Source organism: Vibrio splendidus (assembly GCF_003345295.1).
Lineage (GTDB): Bacteria > Pseudomonadota > Gammaproteobacteria > Enterobacterales > Vibrionaceae > Vibrio > Vibrio splendidus_K.
Genome location: NZ_CP031055.1, coordinates 1,587,977 through 1,607,964, shown reverse-complemented (window position 1 = coordinate 1,607,964; position 19,988 = coordinate 1,587,977). Strand labels below are relative to the sequence as shown.

At 49.4% G+C, this 19,988-nt stretch carries 11 protein-coding genes (1 of these 11 cut by a window edge); 6 read left to right on the top strand and 5 right to left on the bottom strand.

Annotation, left to right across the window (positions count from 1 at the left end):
* Positions 1-37: 37 nt before the first annotated feature.
* The 3 genes from DUN60_RS07125 to DUN60_RS07115 all read left to right on the top strand — a co-directional run bounded on the left by DUN60_RS07125 (position 38) and on the right by DUN60_RS07115 (position 2,589).
* On the top strand, positions 38-439 hold the full coding sequence (locus tag DUN60_RS07125) for a glycine zipper domain-containing protein (protein ID WP_114633598.1): 402 nt from the start codon (positions 38-40) through the stop codon (positions 437-439).
* Positions 440-624: 185 nt separating this feature from the next.
* Positions 625-1,104: a GNAT family N-acetyltransferase gene (locus tag DUN60_RS07120; protein ID WP_114633597.1), complete on the top strand. Its 480-nt coding sequence runs from the start codon at positions 625-627 to the stop codon at positions 1,102-1,104.
* Between the two features lie 72 nt (positions 1,105-1,176).
* On the top strand, positions 1,177-2,589 hold the full coding sequence (locus DUN60_RS07115; protein ID WP_114633596.1) for a bifunctional NUDIX hydrolase/phosphatase PAP2 family protein: 1,413 nt from the start codon (positions 1,177-1,179) through the stop codon (positions 2,587-2,589).
* A 100-nt stretch (positions 2,590-2,689) separates the two neighbouring features.
* Here the strand turns inward: DUN60_RS07115 and DUN60_RS07110 are convergent, their stop codons facing one another.
* Positions 2,690-3,499, bottom strand: coding sequence for a Cof-type HAD-IIB family hydrolase (locus DUN60_RS07110; RefSeq protein ID WP_114633595.1), 810 nt, complete (start codon positions 3,497-3,499; stop codon positions 2,690-2,692).
* Positions 3,500-3,684: 185 nt separating this feature from the next.
* Here DUN60_RS07110 and queE point away from each other — a divergent pair, with 185 nt between their 5' ends.
* Complete coding sequence (gene queE / locus DUN60_RS07105) at positions 3,685-4,353, top strand: 7-carboxy-7-deazaguanine synthase QueE (RefSeq protein WP_339373950.1); 669 nt, start codon at positions 3,685-3,687, stop codon at positions 4,351-4,353.
* Between the two features lie 60 nt (positions 4,354-4,413).
* Positions 4,414-5,109 (top strand): 7-cyano-7-deazaguanine synthase QueC, encoded by a 696-nt coding sequence (gene queC / locus DUN60_RS07100; RefSeq protein WP_114633593.1) that lies wholly within the window; start codon positions 4,414-4,416, stop codon positions 5,107-5,109.
* A gap of 7 nt (positions 5,110-5,116) precedes the next feature.
* Here queC and DUN60_RS07095 read toward each other — a convergent pair whose 3' ends face one another.
* The 4 genes from DUN60_RS07095 to DUN60_RS07080 form a co-directional block, all read right to left on the bottom strand.
* On the bottom strand, positions 5,117-7,102 hold the full coding sequence (locus DUN60_RS07095; RefSeq protein ID WP_114633592.1) for a tetratricopeptide repeat-containing diguanylate cyclase: 1,986 nt from the start codon (positions 7,100-7,102) through the stop codon (positions 5,117-5,119).
* A 162-nt stretch (positions 7,103-7,264) separates the two neighbouring features.
* The gene (locus tag DUN60_RS07090) at positions 7,265-7,615 is read right to left on the bottom strand and encodes a DUF2750 domain-containing protein (RefSeq protein ID WP_004733613.1); all 351 of its coding nucleotides are present in this window, start codon (positions 7,613-7,615) and stop codon (positions 7,265-7,267) included.
* A gap of 136 nt (positions 7,616-7,751) precedes the next feature.
* Positions 7,752-8,369, bottom strand: coding sequence for an OmpA family protein (locus tag DUN60_RS07085; RefSeq protein WP_004733614.1), 618 nt, complete (start codon positions 8,367-8,369; stop codon positions 7,752-7,754).
* Entirely contained in the window at positions 8,369-9,634 is a 1,266-nt protein-coding gene (locus DUN60_RS07080; RefSeq protein ID WP_102453821.1) for a TolC family outer membrane protein, read from the bottom strand. The genes DUN60_RS07085 and DUN60_RS07080 overlap by 1 nt, the downstream gene beginning before the upstream one ends.
* A gap of 443 nt (positions 9,635-10,077) precedes the next feature.
* On the opposite strand from DUN60_RS07080, the gene DUN60_RS07075 reads away from it, so the two are divergent.
* On the top strand, positions 10,078-19,988 hold the beginning of the coding sequence (locus DUN60_RS07075) for an Ig-like domain-containing protein (RefSeq protein ID WP_162808213.1). 22,015 nt of this gene lie beyond the right edge of the window; the window shows 9,911 of its 31,926 coding nt (coding positions 1-9,911); the start codon lies at positions 10,078-10,080; its stop codon lies beyond the right edge, outside the window.

The window sequence follows — 19,988 nt, the reverse complement described above, 5'->3', positions numbered from 1 at the left end:
TGACTCTACTCCAAACAAAGAACTAAGCGAGACTCCTATGAAATTCACTAAACCTTTTCTTTTAGCGACACTGATTGTGACTCTTTCTGGTTGTGCATCACCTGCAACTGACAACGAAAATGAAAACGCAGCGCGTAATCGTGGTGCAATAGGTGGTGCTTTATTAGGAGCGACAGCAGGTGCTTTAACTGGAGATGCGAGCTTAGCCGTGAAGGGCGCTGCATTAGGTGGTGTGACCGGTGGTGTTGCTGGTTCAATGAAAGATACGGATGATGCGAGAAACGCACAACGAACCCAAGTCACTGCCGATGGTCTAGCGCAAGACAATCGCACCGATGCAGAAAAGCGAGTTGCTGAAGTAGAGGCTGAAATTAAACTTATCGAACTAGAACAACAGCTTGCTGAACTCAAAGAAGATAAAGAAGATAACGGCGCATAAAGCTAAAGCCTAGATATTCGTTTAATTCAAAATCATTCAAACAGAATGGCCACGTAATGTGGCCGTTTTTGTATCTAAAATACGCACTTCAAACAATGAATTAATTCAATAACTTGTATAGATACTCACGGCAAGTAAACTAGACTCAGTTTAGATATTAATTTGGTTTGAGAAGCGCAATAGTCATGAATGTCACCTTAAGGGCTGCAAAGCATACGGATTTGGAACAACTTAATGAGTTAATGTTCGATCTCCACCATCATCACCACCTTGCTAGCCCAGAGCACTTTAAAACGGCAGAAGAGATTGAACAGGAAAAAAGCATTGCACGTTACTTGGATGATCCTGAATGCTTAGTCTATGTGGCATTAAAAGGTGAGCTCATTGTTGGCTTTATCTCCGGACATTTTTGTGAGCTTATCTCAACGGTGAGTAAACCGGTGCCGATGGGGAGTGTTGATGAACTGTTTATCTTGCCTGATTATCGAAAAGAATCGATTGCTGAAAAGTTGTTTAGCAAAGTTGAAGCGACTTTTGATGATTATGGGGTTGAACAAGTCTTTGTAGAGGTTTGGGACTTTAATTCACCTGCCAAGGACTTCTATCAAAAAATGGGGTTCACACCTCACATTCAATGGATGAGGAAGGCTTTGCACAAAACGTAGACAGCGATTTTGTGCGTGTTTGATTACACTAGAGCAGTCTTTAACTTTTTCTCTTATTTTTAGGTAAACTCGTTGGCTATTCGACATTTATTAGTTTTCATATTATCTCTTTTAAGTACTACTTCCGCTTGGGCAAGCAACACTTTGCCCGATCATATCGCGGGCGCCTTGTGTGTAGTACGTGCCGATAACCAAATCGTATTGGTTGATGAATTGATCACGGGGCAATTGTCTCTACCGGGAGGCACTGTGGTTTCTGGTGAGCCGCCATCGGTCGCGGCGCAACGAGAAACTTGGGAAGAGGCGGGCTTGTCCGTGACGGTCGGTGATGTGTTGGGATATACCGACAGTGCCGTTGTGTATGATTGTGTCTCTGACTCTGAAGTGATCAGTTACAAAGCTCGAAATGAGTTAGGTGGCTTTGAGCTACCAATCTGGTTTGCTCCTCATTATGGTGTGGAAGTCAGTCGCGCGATGTTATTGCCACCTACTGAGTTGCAAGCCAATCAATACCGTTACCCAGAGCAATGGTCTGAGATTAACGAATTCTTTCTATCCGCGACAGATCAACCTGTGACGTATGTGACTGAGCTGGTGGGCGCGGCACCGAAAGTCCATCAAGTTGAATTAAATTGGATTGTGTCGCTTCAAAACGCGTTCGAGAATATGCCAAGCGTGTTTGCGAATACTGTGCTTTTAACTGACTCGTTAGCGAAGCCATGGGTTTTCATCGTGATATTGCCGCTAATTGCTTGGCATTTTGGCCGTAACTTCGCGTTGAAGTTTGGCTTCACTTTGATCTCGGTGACATTGCTCACTTTAATCGCCCACCAAGGGTTTGGTTTTCCACGTCCGCATGCTTACTTGCCAACATTGAAGCTAGTGATGAGCAGTGGCTATAGCTTTCCAAGTTTATTGGCTGGCTTGTGGGTGAGTTTAACCTTGTTAGTCTTTTGGAAACTAAAGCGCCTCTTGGAGCAAAAATCGATTTTGATAGTGCTCGCGGGCCTACTGTGGATTATGCTATTTACGTCTTATTCAGGCAGTGCGTTCTTTAGTGATGTCTTAATGGGAGGCGTATTGGGCGCGTTAACGACTTGGCACATCGTGAGATTAGATGCGAAACCTGATGTTGATATTAGTGCCTTATTAAGCTCTAAAGGTGTCTGGTGGGCATTGTGCTTACTGTCGATTGTTCTCACGGTGATATGGCCACTGCCAACATTCTCTTTCTGGGTAGCAATTTTGATGACGATTGCATGCTTAGTAACGTTAACGGATTCGAAGCCTTTGGTCGGCCAGTTCTCATTCAAGATTGTATTTGGAGTGATGGCTATGTTGTTAGCGGGGAATCTACTGATTAGCTGGGCTGGAAGTTTCGTCTCATTCAGTGGCATCGCTTCATTTATCGTTGAGACCTTACGTTTCCCAATCTTGATTCTATTTGGTGTAGTGGCGTTTCGTCTGCCATGGAAAAGAGAGTAGGCGAACCGAATAATATAAAATCAAAAAAGGCTGTGCAGTGCACAGCCTTTGTCATTTGTGCCACAAGCAAAAAGTAATTCTCACTATAGCTGCTGAGCGTTTATGAGTTGAAGATAAACTTCTCAATCGCGACCGCTACACCATGGTCGTCGTTGCTCGCTGTGATGTGATCCGCCAGTTTCTTGGTTTCTTCCATTGCGTTTTCCATTGCAATGCCAAGGCCAGCGTATTCAAGCATATGATGATCGTTTTCAGCGTCACCCATGCAGATTACTTCTTCTGCTGTAATACCCAAGTGCTTAGCTATCGCCTCAATACCGACACCCTTGTTTGAATTCGGGTTTAGGAACTCTAAGAAGAATGGTGCACTTTGCACGATAGTAAATTGAGCCTTAAGCTCTTGTGGCAACTTGCCGATGATTTCAGTCAGCTTGCTTGGTTCTGCGACAATCATAGTTTTGATGATTTCGTGGTCGTCTTCTAGTTGAGAAAAGTCGAACTCGGTAATCTCTAAGCCATTAATACGCGCTTCAATAGCTGTGTACTCATTGTTTTCAGGCGTGATTAAGCCATGAATCTTGCTGAATGCATGAACATAACCGCCAAGCTGTACAGCGAGGGCTGCGATCTCTTTCGCGGCTTCACCATTGCTGATCTCACTGTGAATGAGTTCTTTTGTAGAGACGTTTTGAACCATAGAGCCGTTGTAGAAGAGCACAAAGTCATCTTCGCCTTTGATTGAAAGCTCGTCTAACTTACTCTGCATGCCTTCTAAAGGACGACCAGAAGCCAGAACCACTTTCACACCTGCAGCGCGTGCTTTGGCAATCGCGTCTTTGTTCTCTTGAGAAATTACTTTATCACTGTTGAGCAGTGTGCCATCCATATCAAGAGCAATCAGTTTGTACATGTTGTTCCTTACTAAAAAATTAAAAGCTAACGAAATCTAATGGGCGAAAGGATAAGGGAACTTGAAAGTTCAGGCTAGGGCTTTGATCAACTCATTTATCAGTACTCATTTGTTTGACCAAAAGGGGCAAGTGCTTTAAGGTCTGCGGTTGATTAATTTCATCAAATGATTGAGCTGAGGGTAAGTTGTACAAGATTAATGAAATGTTTGAAACCATCCAGGGCGAGGGCGTATTTACCGGCGTTCCTGCTGTTTTTGTTCGACTGCAAATTTGCCCTGTAGGCTGTTCTTGGTGTGATACCAAACAGACTTGGGAAGCGTTGCCGGAAGATGAAACGAGCCTTGGTGATATTATGGTTAAGACAGAGGATTCACCGACTTGGTCTGCAATCGATGCGCAAGGAATCGTGAATGAATATATCAAGCAAGGTTACACCGCGAAGCACATTGTGATTACTGGTGGTGAGCCGTGCATCTATGATCTTGTCCCTCTTACTGAAGCATTTGAGCAGCACGGTTGTCGCTGTCAGATTGAGACCAGCGGAACATCAGAAGTAAAAGCCACAACGGACACTTGGGTTACGGTGTCACCAAAAGTCGCAATGAAAGCCAAATTGGATATCCTTGATAGCGCACTCGTTCGTGCGAATGAAATCAAGCACCCTGTTGGTACAGGTAAAGATATCGAGCAACTAGATGCTCTTATTGCTAGAGCCGATGTTCCTGAAAATACAGTCATTGCACTTCAGCCGATTAGCCAAAAAGAACGTGCAACGCAACTGTGTATTGATACTTGTATTGAACGTAACTGGCGTTTATCTATTCAAACTCACAAATATTTGAGCATCGCATAGGTTGCATTTGTTTACTGGCCTAGATAAGTCGCTAGTAGAAGATTCTCGTAAGGATTTAAGATGAAAAAAGCAGTCGTAGTATTCAGTGGTGGTCAAGACTCAACAACGTGTCTTGTTCAAGCTTTAAAAGAGTATGATGAAGTTCATGCGATTACGTTTGACTATGGTCAGCGCCATAGACTCGAGATTGAAGTTGCGGAGTCGTTGTCGAAAGAGCTTGGTGTGAAAGCGCACAAAGTGATGGATGTGACTCTGTTGAATGAACTGGCTATCAGCTCTCTGACTCGTGACGATATTCCTGTGTCTCATGAGCTACAAGAGAATGGACTACCAAACTCTTTTGTTCCTGGTCGTAATATTCTGTTCTTAACACTGGCCGGTATTTACGCGTACCAAATCGGTGCTGAAACTGTGATTACTGGTGTGTGTGAAACAGATTTCTCTGGTTATCCTGATTGTCGCAATGATTTTGTAAAAGCGATGAATTCTGCGCTTGTACAGGGCATGGACAAGAAGCTTGATATTAAAACACCACTGATGTGGCTGAACAAAGCTGAAACATGGGCGATGGCCGACCAATATTCAGCACTTGAGCTTGTTCGCAATAAAACACTGACTTGTTACAATGGCATCATCGGTGATGGTTGTGGCGATTGCCCAGCGTGTGAACTGCGTAAAGTTGGCCTTAACGATTACCTAGGTGATCGTGAAGGTATTATGGCTGAGTTGGTTCGCAAACAGACTGAGAATAAATAACCTCAGGTCAATCAATTGGTTCGTTGTAAGCATCAATGATGCAGTTTCGGCCGTTGCTCTTTGCTTGATACAGTGCTTGGTCAAGCACAGAGTACAAGTCATCAAAGTCACTTAATGCGTTTGAGGTTGCTAGATAAGCAAAACTCGCGGTTACATTAAGTGGCTTTTTGCTTTCTGTTAAGAAAACGGTGCTTGATATGGCGTAATGTAGCTCTTCGACGCGCTCTCGCACGTCTACAGGCTTGGTATTGGTTAGCATGATGAGAAATTCTTCGCCTCCTAAGCGACCAAACAATTCGTCATTCATTAAGTGTTTTCGTATTTGCTGGCTAATATGGACGAGCGCTCTATCACCGGTAGGGTGTCCATGTTCATCATTGATCTTCTTGAATCTATCCAGATCGAGCAGAACGAGGACATGTTGCTTGTCCGTTCCTTTACAGCGTCTGACTCTTTTGATTCTTCGTATGATCTCGGTCCGGCCATATGCTTTCGTCATAGCATCGATGGAAGCTTTTGTGCGAATCGTTTTGTTTGCTAATACCGTAAAGCTTGCGGCGCACAGCAACAGAATAACAATTACGTTGTACAACCATCTTTGATGTTCCATTTTTTCAATTTGAACGCGGTCGAGCTTTGTCTGATTTATCAGGAAAGAATTTTCCAATTCTTGCTCATATTTAGCGTGGGTCAGGTCTAGTGCTTCAAAAGCCAACCTGTTATCGATATCGCGTGTTTCAATTTGTATAGATGAGTATCGCTGGTAGAAATAGAAAGCTTGCTGGTAATCGCTGAGCGCTTGATGAAGGTCGGAAAGCTGCAGGAGTGACTGAGCGATGTACTTGTGTCTTGTGACTTGCTCGGATACTTCTAGAGCTTGCTGAGCATAATTGAGCGCCTCGGTTGTCAGCTTTTGCTCTTCGAACATATCGCTTATAGCCAAGTAAGCGTTAATACGAATGACGTCGTTACTTAATTCATTCGAAGCTGACAGAGAGTTGACTAAGTAACCTCTTGCCAAATCATAGTCCCTAATTTGAGTGTAAGCTTTTCCTAAGCCAAGACTTGTTAGTGCGATACCGTAGCTATGTGAAGATGAGCTCAGCAGTGTTCTTGCTGTTTGAAAGTGGTTAATTGCTAAGTCACTTTGCTCTTGGTTAAGGTAGAGATCTGCAAGGCTATGATGCACTTGTGCTTTCATCAAATCAGAAGCACTTTCTCTTAATGTGAGTGCTTCTTTGAGGTACTCTGCCGATTTTTCATATTGCTTTAATTCTTTAAGCAAGTTACCCACATCATTATAGATCCCCGAAATGTCATGTCCTTGTGGGAACACGTTTATCAGTGATAGGTAGGTATCTAGCGCGGCTTGATAGTCACTGCGGAAATGGTGATTGTTAGCGATGACTCGATAAGTACCAAACTTTGGTAACACAGGGTCAGCGATGTTATGTAAATCTGATTGAAGCGCAGAACAGTAATAGTTCGCTTGATGATATTTAGCTTGCTCGTTAAGCGATCGGCATAGCTGGTATTTTAGCAGGGCTCTTCCAGTCAAATCACTGCGTGATTGCATCTTCGCCAATAGTGTCAGAAAGCTTTGTTGCGCTTCCTCATATTGGCCTTGGCCATCTTTCATCAATGCAGAAATAAACGCTTCTTCAATCGCTTGGTACTCACTGTCGTTTGAAGCGATTCCATAGAACGGTTGATCCCGGTGGCTCATGTATTGATATAACAGAGATGAAAGGTAAAGCTTATCCCCATAGACGGTAGAACCAGTGTAACGGGTTTGCAGCATGTTTAATGCACGCGATGGGGAATGAGTTAGAGTCGAGAGATAGAGTGCGTTCCAATCAGCATTTGGAGTCGTGTTTGAATCTAAATTAGATGAGTTGAAAGGAGAGTCCTGGTGACGATCTTGTGTTGATACTTGGCCATGAGAATAAAAGCTAATGAACAGTAGAAGGGCAATAAAAACAGAGTGAGTCACAAGAAACGATCTATCAGATAAAGAACGATATTCTATTATTAGTTTGATGTTGCTTCAAATTTTGAATGGTATGGGTAGGAGGTTATGCGAGGTAAGTCTCTAATTTGTTGATATTTATCAGAGGTGTATCGGTCGTACTGTTCGCACGACCGATATCGGAAATTAGATGTATAATTTCGCTAGATCAGAAGGCTCAAGTTCTTTGCCTTCTAATGTTGCATTCCAGTTAATACCAACAAGAACGCCGTCTTCAGCTAGAGTCAGTAACCAATCTTCTACAAAGATATCTAGTGGAATTTCTAATACTTCGAAGTCAGCCCACTCTTCAACGTTGTGAGTCTGAGCATCTTCTTTTGAAGACCAAAAAGGCATCACTTCGCTGCTTTCGAATTCACTTGAGTCACATGCTAGCCAACCTTCTTCATTACGAAGGCCCCATACCAGTTTAGTTTCTTGTGTTTCAGAAACGAAAAGTTCTAGATTTGCTTGAGTATCAGCTGTTAGTTTGCTCATGGATTAATTCTCTATGTTGATAACGAGGCAAGATTAACATTATAGACGGCTTAGGTACATGCTATTCAAGGAATTATCACCATACTGAAACGTTAACTAAAGATCACGTTTCAGTATGGTAAGCGCAGGATAGAGCCTACTTTTTTATTTTGGTGAAGATGTGCCACTCTTCTTTGATGTTGCCTTTAAATCCAACAACGGAAGCGACAACTTTTCGATGTAGTGCGTGATTAACTTGGCTGTCATCACTGCTGAATTCAGAGTCGCCATGACCCACGATATTGACTCGAGATGGTTGAATACCATTACTGATAAGGGCACGCCTTACGTGGGATGCTCGTTCTTTTGACAGTTTTAAATTGTGTTTGGCATTGCCGACTTTGCTGGCATAACCTTGTAACTCAATCGATGTACCCTCGTAACGCTTCAAAAACGCAGCCATCTGGCGTATCTGCCCTAGGAAAACAGGGTTAATTTCCGTAGAGTTATTAGCAAAGAGTATGTGGAGCTCTTTCTTTTCTGACGATTCAAAATATGAACCACAACCGTCGTTATCGATCTCTGCACCAATTTGCGTATCGGGACATAGATCTCGTGCGTTAATTACGCCGTCATTATCATCATCTTCGAGATCATAAATTTGCGTGATGTCTGGAAGAGCTCGATATTCAAATTCTTCATTGCTTGTTTCAGCTAAAACGTTGGCAGAGACAATCATGAGACAAAGCGGAAATACAGTCTTTATCAGCTTCATTAGTATTCTACCTTTTCATTCCATTCTTGAGGGGTTTCGACGCGTAACCCAGTTAACAGGTTTCCTGTTGCATTCATTACTCGGTATTTCGCGTACTGTTCGTCGTATTTGGCATCCAGATAGCCCTTGCGGGCTTCGAACAGTTCGTTCTCGGTGTTAAGCAAATCGAGAAGGGTACGTTTACCGATACGGTATTGTTTCTCATAAGAGATAACGGTGTCTGATGCCGAGTCTACGTGGTCAGATAGAAACTCTTTCTGTTGAACGGTTAAATCAAGTGCGCTCCATGAAAGACGCAAGCTCTCTTCTACATTACGGTAAGTACTCTCGCGGAGGTCTTTCGCTTTGTTTAGTTGATAAGCGGCACTTTCTGCACGGTCTTGGTCTGAACCGCCGTTGTAAAGGTTGTATCTTAAACGAACCATCGCAGAAAACTCGTCACTGCTGCCTGGAGTGCCACCGGCATCATCGCGCCAGGTTTGAGCGGCTTCAAAAGAAACCGTTGGGTAGTTGGTGCTCTTAGATTGCTTGTATTGAAATTTCGCTGAGTCTACATCGGCTTGTGCAATCTTAATTACTGGGTGCTGATTAAACGCTTTTGCTAATGCGCCATCAACCGTGTAAGGGATAGCGCCTGCATCTGCACGAGGGAAGGTTAAGCCTAACGGAGATTGACCCACAAGCCTTTTGAATTGTGTATGAGTGTCAAAAAGGTTGTTTTGCGCCGCAAGTAAATTACCGTGCGCTTTAGCAATACGTGCTTCTACCTGTGACATATCTGCCGTTGAGCCAATACCTGATTCAACACGCTTGCGAATATCGCTGTATATTTTTTTGTGGGTTGCGAGGTTGTTTTCAGAGAGTGAAAGCACTTCATAGGCTTTTACCGCATCGAGATAAACCTTGGTCACTTCTAATGCGATATCTTGAGCATTAGATATCAATTGATAACGCACTGATTCCGCATCTGCCGCGGTACGGTCAATATCATTCGATGTATTAGCCCCATCCCAGATAAGCTGAGTTAGCGTAATTGTCGCTTCTTTCCGAGTCAGATCGGTCGTGCTTGAGTTAGTTGCTAGATCGGTATGTTCGTAACCAATACCTCCATCCAAGTCTATACTTGGACGATAAGCACCGCCAGAAGCATCATTAAGATAACGTTTACTAACGTACTCATTGTATGCACTTTTAATGTCAGGATTGCTCTCCAACGTAAAAGCGACGGCTTGCTCTAGAGTTTGTGCCGCAGCTGGAAAGGCCATTGCAATGGCTAAACTTAATGTAGTTGTTTGAATCCTATTCAATTTGCATCTCTCCAAAATGAGTCACATCTAAGTTTTAATTTTGCTAGATAATATACAAAATTTAGATGAACCGCCAAAAAAATCACGATCGCTAAAATGGCGCTCGTAAATGGTTGTCAATTTGTTACCAATTATTCTGCGTTTTATGATGTTTTGAAGCACTTGAAACGTCTATTAATATCTCAATTATTTTACGTTAGCACAATAACTTATCTCACTTTTGAGAGTATTTTAAATGTTGTTCTGTGTGACCCTTGTTATTGTGGGGTATATCACTTTGTTAAAAAATGCATTCATAACTATGAATTATATAGTTTTAAGTGTTATATTTTACCTAATATTATAAATATAATGTCACTATTTTGACGTTAATGACAAGAAATGCTTTTTTAGGGGTTTATATGGACATGACAACATTGAATTTGGGTGGTGCATTAGCACTTGGCCAGCGCATTGTTATCTCGGTAGATGGTACGATTAAAGTCTTAGAAGAAGGCCAACCACTACAAGCAGGGGATGTCGTTCTTGAATCTCAGAACGGGTCCAATGAACCTCAGGTATCGGCAAAACGCTTCTCATCAGAAGAAGGCGAAATTGAGCTCGACCAAGATATTGCAAATATCTTTGCCGCATTAGAAGAAGGTCAAGACCCGACCGAGCTAGGTGAGGAATTCGCTACCGCTGCTGGTCAAAATGGTTCAAGTTTGGCTTCTAGCGGAACTATTGAACGTGATGGTGAAGAAACCATTCCTGGTACAGAGTTCGTTACTACGGGTTTTGAAGCACTGGGTATGTCTCGTACTCAAAGCTTGAGTCTTCTAGATGCCTTCCGTTCGTTTGAGCAACCTAATACCGATCCCACTTTTGTTGATAACAACAACTCACCTACCGGTGACACTGTCTCTTTTGTCACAGATGAAGATACGCCAGTAAACGGAACATTATCAGCTTCAGATGAAGATGGCGATTCTCTGTCATTCAGTAAATCTACAGATCCATCAAACGGTACAGTTGTTGTCGATGAGAATGGTAACTGGACTTACACTCCAGATGAAAATTACAACGGTAATGACAGCTTTACGGTAGAAGTCTCTGACGGCCAAGGCGGCACAGACACAATAACCGTGAATATCGGTGTTACTCCTATTAATGACTCACCTGTCGGTGAAGATGTCTCTGTCACCACAGATGAAGATACTCCAGTAAGTGGATCACTCACTGTAACCGATGCAGATAACGATCAGTTAACGTTTAGCAAAGTCACAGAACCGTCGAATGGCTCAGTAGTCGTTGACGAAAATGGTAATTGGACATATACCCCAGACGAGAACTACAACGGCAGCGATAGCTTTATAGTTGTTGTTGATGACGGCGAAGGTGGTACAGATACCCAAACCATCATAATTACTGTGACCGGTACTAACGATATAGGCGGCATCAGCGCAGTGGTTGATAGCGATACAGATGCGAACGTGATCAGTGAAAGTGCGGTCAATGGCACCGAAGTGCAGATCACGGGTCTGGCGACGGATGCGGATGCGACGGACACAGTGACGTACGCGCTGACAGACGATTACAACGGTGCGTTCGAAATCGACGCGACCACAGGCGTGGTGACGGTGAAAGACGGCAGCAAGCTGGACTACGAAACCGATACGGCTCCGACCATCGAGATCACGGCGACCTCAACGGATGGCACAAGCAGCAACGCGACGTTCACCATCAACCTAACGGATGACACGAGCGAAAGCGGCATCAGCGCAGTGGTTGATAGCGATACAGATGCGAACGTGATCAGTGAAAGTGCGGTCAATGGCACCGAAGTGCAGATCACGGGTCTGGCGACGGATGCGGATGCGACGGACACAGTGACGTACGCGCTGACAGACGATTACAACGGTGCGTTCGAAATCGACGCGACCACAGGCGTGGTGACGGTGAAAGACGGCAGCAAGCTGGACTACGAAACCGATACGGCTCCGACCATCGAGATCACGGCGACCTCAACGGATGGCACAAGCAGCAACGCGACGTTCACCATCAACCTAACGGATGACACGAGCGAAAGCGGCATCAGCGCAGTGGTTGATAGCGATACAGATGCGAACGTGATCAGTGAAAGTGCGGTCAATGGCACCGAAGTGCAGATCACGGGTCTGGCGACGGATGCGGATGCGACGGACACAGTGACGTACGCGCTGACAGACGATTACAACGGTGCGTTCGAAATCGACGCGACCACAGGCGTGGTGACGGTGAAAGACGGCAGCAAGCTGGACTACGAAACCGATACGGCTCCGACCATCGAGATCACGGCGACCTCAACGGATGGCACAAGCAGCAACGCGACGTTCACCATCAACCTAACGGATGACACGAGCGAAAGCGGCATCAGCGCAGTGGTTGATAGCGATACAGATGCGAACGTGATCAGTGAAAGTGCGGTCAATGGCACCGAAGTGCAGATCACGGGTCTGGCGACGGATGCGGATGCGACGGACACAGTGACGTACGCGCTGACAGACGATTACAACGGTGCGTTCGAAATCGACGCGACCACAGGCGTGGTGACGGTGAAAGACGGCAGCAAGCTGGACTACGAAACCGATACGGCTCCGACCATCGAGATCACGGCGACCTCAACGGATGGCACAAGCAGCAACGCGACGTTCACCATCAACCTAACGGATGACACGAGCGAAAGCGGCATCAGCGCAGTGGTTGATAGCGATACAGATGCGAACGTGATCAGTGAAAGTGCGGTCAATGGCACCGAAGTGCAGATCACGGGTCTGGCGACGGATGCGGATGCGACGGACACAGTGACGTACGCGCTGACAGACGATTACAACGGTGCGTTCGAAATCGACGCGACCACAGGCGTGGTGACGGTGAAAGACGGCAGCAAGCTGGACTACGAAACCGATACGGCTCCGACCATCGAGATCACGGCGACCTCAACGGATGGCACAAGCAGCAACGCGACGTTCACCATCAACCTAACGGATGACACGAGCGAAAGCGGCATCAGCGCAGTGGTTGATAGCGATACAGATGCGAACGTGATCAGTGAAAGTGCGGTCAATGGCACCGAAGTGCAGATCACGGGTCTGGCGACGGATGCGGATGCGACGGACACAGTGACGTACGCGCTGACAGACGATTACAACGGTGCGTTCGAAATCGACGCGACCACAGGCGTGGTGACGGTGAAAGACGGCAGCAAGCTGGACTACGAAACCGATACGGCTCCGACCATCGAGATCACGGCGACCTCAACGGATGGCACAAGCAGCAACGCGACGTTCACCATCAACCTAACGGATGACACGAGCGAAAGCGGCATCAGCGCAGTGGTTGATAGCGATACAGATGCGAACGTGATCAGTGAAAGTGCGGTCAATGGCACCGAAGTGCAGATCACGGGTCTGGCGACGGATGCGGATGCGACGGACACAGTGACGTACGCGCTGACAGACGATTACAACGGTGCGTTCGAAATCGACGCGACCACAGGCGTGGTGACGGTGAAAGACGGCAGCAAGCTGGACTACGAAACCGATACGGCTCCGACCATCGAGATCACGGCGACCTCAACGGATGGCACAAGCAGCAACGCGACGTTCACCATCAACCTAACGGATGACACGAGCGAAAGCGGCATCAGCGCAGTGGTTGATAGCGATACAGATGCGAACGTGATCAGTGAAAGTGCGGTCAATGGCACCGAAGTGCAGATCACGGGTCTGGCGACGGATGCGGATGCGACGGACACAGTGACGTACGCGCTGACAGACGATTACAACGGTGCGTTCGAAATCGACGCGACCACAGGCGTGGTGACGGTGAAAGACGGCAGCAAGCTGGACTACGAAACCGATACGGCTCCGACCATCGAGATCACGGCGACCTCAACGGATGGCACAAGCAGCAACGCGACGTTCACCATCAACCTAACGGATGACACGAGCGAAAGCGGCATCAGCGCAGTGGTTGATAGCGATACAGATGCGAACGTGATCAGTGAAAGTGCGGTCAATGGCACCGAAGTGCAGATCACGGGTCTGGCGACGGATGCGGATGCGACGGACACAGTGACGTACGCGCTGACAGACGATTACAACGGTGCGTTCGAAATCGACGCGACCACAGGCGTGGTGACGGTGAAAGACGGCAGCAAGCTGGACTACGAAACCGATACGGCTCCGACCATCGAGATCACGGCGACCTCAACGGATGGCACAAGCAGCAACGCGACGTTCACCATCAACCTAACGGATGACACGAGCGAAAGCGGCATCAGCGCAGTGGTTGATAGCGATACAGATGCGAACGTGATCAGTGAAAGTGCGGTCAATGGCACCGAAGTGCAGATCACGGGTCTGGCGACGGATGCGGATGCGACGGACACAGTGACGTACGCGCTGACAGACGATTACAACGGTGCGTTCGAAATCGACGCGACCACAGGCGTGGTGACGGTGAAAGACGGCAGCAAGCTGGACTACGAAACCGATACGGCTCCGACCATCGAGATCACGGCGACCTCAACGGATGGCACAAGCAGCAACGCGACGTTCACCATCAACCTAACGGATGACACGAGCGAAAGCGGCATCAGCGCAGTGGTTGATAGCGATACAGATGCGAACGTGATCAGTGAAAGTGCGGTCAATGGCACCGAAGTGCAGATCACGGGTCTGGCGACGGATGCGGATGCGACGGACACAGTGACGTACGCGCTGACAGACGATTACAACGGTGCGTTCGAAATCGACGCGACCACAGGCGTGGTGACGGTGAAAGACGGCAGCAAGCTGGACTACGAAACCGATACGGCTCCGACCATCGAGATCACGGCGACCTCAACGGATGGCACAAGCAGCAACGCGACGTTCACCATCAACCTAACGGATGACACGAGCGAAAGCGGCATCAGCGCAGTGGTTGATAGCGATACAGATGCGAACGTGATCAGTGAAAGTGCGGTCAATGGCACCGAAGTGCAGATCACGGGTCTGGCGACGGATGCGGATGCGACGGACACAGTGACGTACGCGCTGACAGACGATTACAACGGTGCGTTCGAAATCGACGCGACCACAGGCGTGGTGACGGTGAAAGACGGCAGCAAGCTGGACTACGAAACCGATACGGCTCCGACCATCGAGATCACGGCGACCTCAACGGATGGCACAAGCAGCAACGCGACGTTCACCATCAACCTAACGGATGACACGAGCGAAAGCGGCATCAGCGCAGTGGTTGATAGCGATACAGATGCGAACGTGATCAGTGAAAGTGCGGTCAATGGCACCGAAGTGCAGATCACGGGTCTGGCGACGGATGCGGATGCGACGGACACAGTGACGTACGCGCTGACAGACGATTACAACGGTGCGTTCGAAATCGACGCGACCACAGGCGTGGTGACGGTGAAAGACGGCAGCAAGCTGGACTACGAAACCGATACGGCTCCGACCATCGAGATCACGGCGACCTCAACGGATGGCACAAGCAGCAACGCGACGTTCACCATCAACCTAACGGATGACACGAGCGAAAGCGGCATCAGCGCAGTGGTTGATAGCGATACAGATGCGAACGTGATCAGTGAAAGTGCGGTCAATGGCACCGAAGTGCAGATCACGGGTCTGGCGACGGATGCGGATGCGACGGACACAGTGACGTACGCGCTGACAGACGATTACAACGGTGCGTTCGAAATCGACGCGACCACAGGCGTGGTGACGGTGAAAGACGGCAGCAAGCTGGACTACGAAACCGATACGGCTCCGACCATCGAGATCACGGCGACCTCAACGGATGGCACAAGCAGCAACGCGACGTTCACCATCAACCTAACGGATGACACGAGCGAAAGCGGCATCAGCGCAGTGGTTGATAGCGATACAGATGCGAACGTGATCAGTGAAAGTGCGGTCAATGGCACCGAAGTGCAGATCACGGGTCTGGCGACGGATGCGGATGCGACGGACACAGTGACGTACGCGCTGACAGACGATTACAACGGTGCGTTCGAAATCGACGCGACCACAGGCGTGGTGACGGTGAAAGACGGCAGCAAGCTGGACTACGAAACCGATACGGCTCCGACCATCGAGATCACGGCGACCTCAACGGATGGCACAAGCAGCAACGCGACGTTCACCATCAACCTAACGGATGACACGAGCGAAAGCGGCATCAGCGCAGTGGTTGATAGCGATACAGATGCGAACGTGATCAGTGAAAGTGCGGTCAATGGCACCGAAGTGCAGATCACGGGTCTGGCGACGGATGCGGATGCGACGGACACAGTGACGTACGCGCTGACAGACGATTACAACGGTGCGTTCGAAATCGACGCGACCACAGGCGTGGTGACGGTGAAAGACGGCAGCAAGCTGGACTACGAAACCGATACGGCTCCGACCATCGAGATCACGGCGACCTCAACGGATGGCACAAGCAGCAACGCGACGTTCACCATCAACCTAACGGATGACACGAGCGAAAGCGGCATCAGCGCAGTGGTTGATAGCGATACAGATGCGAACGTGATCAGTGAAAGTGCGGTCAATGGCACCGAAGTGCAGATCACGGGTCTGGCGACGGATGCGGATGCGACGGACACAGTGACGTACGCGCTGACAGACGATTACAACGGTGCGTTCGAAATCGACGCGACCACAGGCGTGGTGACGGTGAAAGACGGCAGCAAGCTGGACTACGAAACCGATACGGCTCCGACCATCGAGATCACGGCGACCTCAACGGATGGCACAAGCAGCAACGCGACGTTCACCATCAACCTAACGGATGACACGAGCGAAAGCGGCATCAGCGCAGTGGTTGATAGCGATACAGATGCGAACGTGATCAGTGAAAGTGCGGTCAATGGCACCGAAGTGCAGATCACGGGTCTGGCGACGGATGCGGATGCGACGGACACAGTGACGTACGCGCTGACAGACGATTACAACGGTGCGTTCGAAATCGACGCGACCACAGGCGTGGTGACGGTGAAAGACGGCAGCAAGCTGGACTACGAAACCGATACGGCTCCGACCATCGAGATCACGGCGACCTCAACGGATGGCACAAGCAGCAACGCGACGTTCACCATCAACCTAACGGATGACACGAGCGAAAGCGGCATCAGCGCAGTGGTTGATAGCGATACAGATGCGAACGTGATCAGTGAAAGTGCGGTCAATGGCACCGAAGTGCAGATCACGGGTCTGGCGACGGATGCGGATGCGACGGACACAGTGACGTACGCGCTGACAGACGATTACAACGGTGCGTTCGAAATCGACGCGACCACAGGCGTGGTGACGGTGAAAGACGGCAGCAAGCTGGACTACGAAACCGATACGGCTCCGACCATCGAGATCACGGCGACCTCAACGGATGGCACAAGCAGCAACGCGACGTTCACCATCAACCTAACGGATGACACGAGCGAAAGCGGCATCAGCGCAGTGGTTGATAGCGATACAGATGCGAACGTGATCAGTGAAAGTGCGGTCAATGGCACCGAAGTGCAGATCACGGGTCTGGCGACGGATGCGGATGCGACGGACACAGTGACGTACGCGCTGACAGACGATTACAACGGTGCGTTCGAAATCGACGCGACCACAGGCGTGGTGACGGTGAAAGACGGCAGCAAGCTGGACTACGAAACCGATACGGCTCCGACCATCGAGATCACGGCGACCTCAACGGATGGCACAAGCAGCAACGCGACGTTCACCATCAACCTAACGGATGACACGAGCGAAAGCGGCATCAGCGCAGTGGTTGATAGCGATACAGATGCGAACGTGATCAGTGAAAGTGCGGTCAATGGCACCGAAGTGCAGATCACGGGTCTGGCGACGGATGCGGATGCGACGGACACAGTGACGTACGCGCTGACAGACGATTACAACGGTGCGTTCGAAATCGACGCGACCACAGGCGTGGTGACGGTGAAAGACGGCAGCAAGCTGGACTACGAAACCGATACGGCTCCGACCATCGAGATCACGGCGACCTCAACGGATGGCACAAGCAGCAACGCGACGTTCACCATCAACCTAACGGATGACACGAGCGAAAGCGGCATCAGCGCAGTGGTTGATAGCGATACAGATGCGAACGTGATCAGTGAAAGTGCGGTCAATGGCACCGAAGTGCAGATCACGGGTCTGGCGACGGATGCGGATGCGACGGACACAGTGACGTACGCGCTGACAGACGATTACAACGGTGCGTTCGAAATCGACGCGACCACAGGCGTGGTGACGGTGAAAGACGGCAGCAAGCTGGACTACGAAACCGATACGGCTCCGACCATCGAGATCACGGCGACCTCAACGGATGGCACAAGCAGCAACGCGACGTTCACCATCAACCTAACGGATGACACGAGCGAAAGCGGCATCAGCGCAGTGGTTGATAGCGATACAGATGCGAACGTGATCAGTGAAAGTGCGGTCAATGGCACCGAAGTGCAGATCACGGGTCTGGCGACGGATGCGGATGCGACGGACACAGTGACGTACGCGCTGACAGACGATTACAACGGTGCGTTCGAAATCGACGCGACCACAGGCGTGGTGACGGTGAAAGACGGCAGCAAGCTGGACTACGAAACCGATACGGCTCCGACCATCGAGATCACGGCGACCTCAACGGATGGCACAAGCAGCAACGCGACGTTCACCATCAACCTAACGGATGACACGAGCGAAAGCGGCATCAGCGCAGTGGTTGATAGCGATACAGATGCGAACGTGATCAGTGAAAGTGCGGTCAATGGCACCGAAGTGCAGATCACGGGTCTGGCGACGGATGCGGATGCGACGGACACAGTGACGTACGCGCTGACAGACGATTACAACGGTGCGTTCGAAATCGACGCGACCACAGGCGTGGTGACGGTGAAAGACGGCAGCAAGCTGGACTACGAAACCGATACGGCTCCGACCATCGAGATCACGGCGACCTCAACGGATGGCACAAGCAGCAACGCGACGTTCACCATCAACCTAACGGATGACACGAGCGAAAGCGGCATCAGCGCAGTGGTTGATAGCGATACAGATGCGAACGTGATCAGTGAAAGTGCGGTCAATGGCACCGAAGTGCAGATCACGGGTCTGGCGACGGATGCGGATGCGACGGACACAGTGACGTACGCGCTGACAGACGATTACAACGGTGCGTTCGAAATCGACGCGACCACAGGCGTGGTGACGGTGAAAGACGGCAGCAAGCTGGACTACGAAACCGATACGGCTCCGACCATCGAGATCACGGCGACCTCAACGGATGGCACAAGCAGCAACGCGACGTTCACCATCAACCTAACGGATGACACGAGCGAAAGCGGCATCAGCGCAGTGGTTGATAGCGATACAGATGCGAACGTGATCAGTGAAAGTGCGGTCAATGGCACCGAAGTGCAGATCACGGGTCTGGCGACGGATGCGGATGCGACGGACACAGTGACGTACGCGCTGACAGACGATTACAACGGTGCGTTCGAAATCGACGCGACCACAGGCGTGGTGACGGTGAAAGACGGCAGCAAGCTGGACTACGAAACCGATACGGCTCCGACCATCGAGATCACGGCGACCTCAACGGATGGCACAAGCAGCAACGCGACGTTCACCATCAACCTAACGGATGACACGAGCGAAAGCGGCATCAGCGCAGTGGTTGATAGCGATACAGATGCGAACGTGATCAGTGAAAGTGCGGTCAATGGCACCGAAGTGCAGATCACGGGTCTGGCGACGGATGCGGATGCGACGGACACAGTGACGTACGCGCTGACAGACGATTACAACGGTGCGTTCGAAATCGACGCGACCACAGGCGTGGTGACGGTGAAAGACGGCAGCAAGCTGGACTACGAAACCGATACGGCTCCGACCATCGAGATCACGGCGACCTCAACGGATGGCACAAGCAGCAACGCGACGTTCACCATCAACCTAACGGATGACACGAGCGAAAGCGGCATCAGCGCAGTGGTTGATAGCGATACAGATGCGAACGTGATCAGTGAAAGTGCGGTCAATGGCACCGAAGTGCAGATCACGGGTCTGGCGACGGATGCGGATGCGACGGACACAGTGACGTACGCGCTGACAGACGATTACAACGGTGCGTTCGAAATCGACGCGACCACAGGCGTGGTGACGGTGAAAGACGGCAGCAAGCTGGACTACGAAACCGATACGGCTCCGACCATCGAGATCACGGCGACCTCAACGGATGGCACAAGCAGCAACGCGACGTTCACCATCAA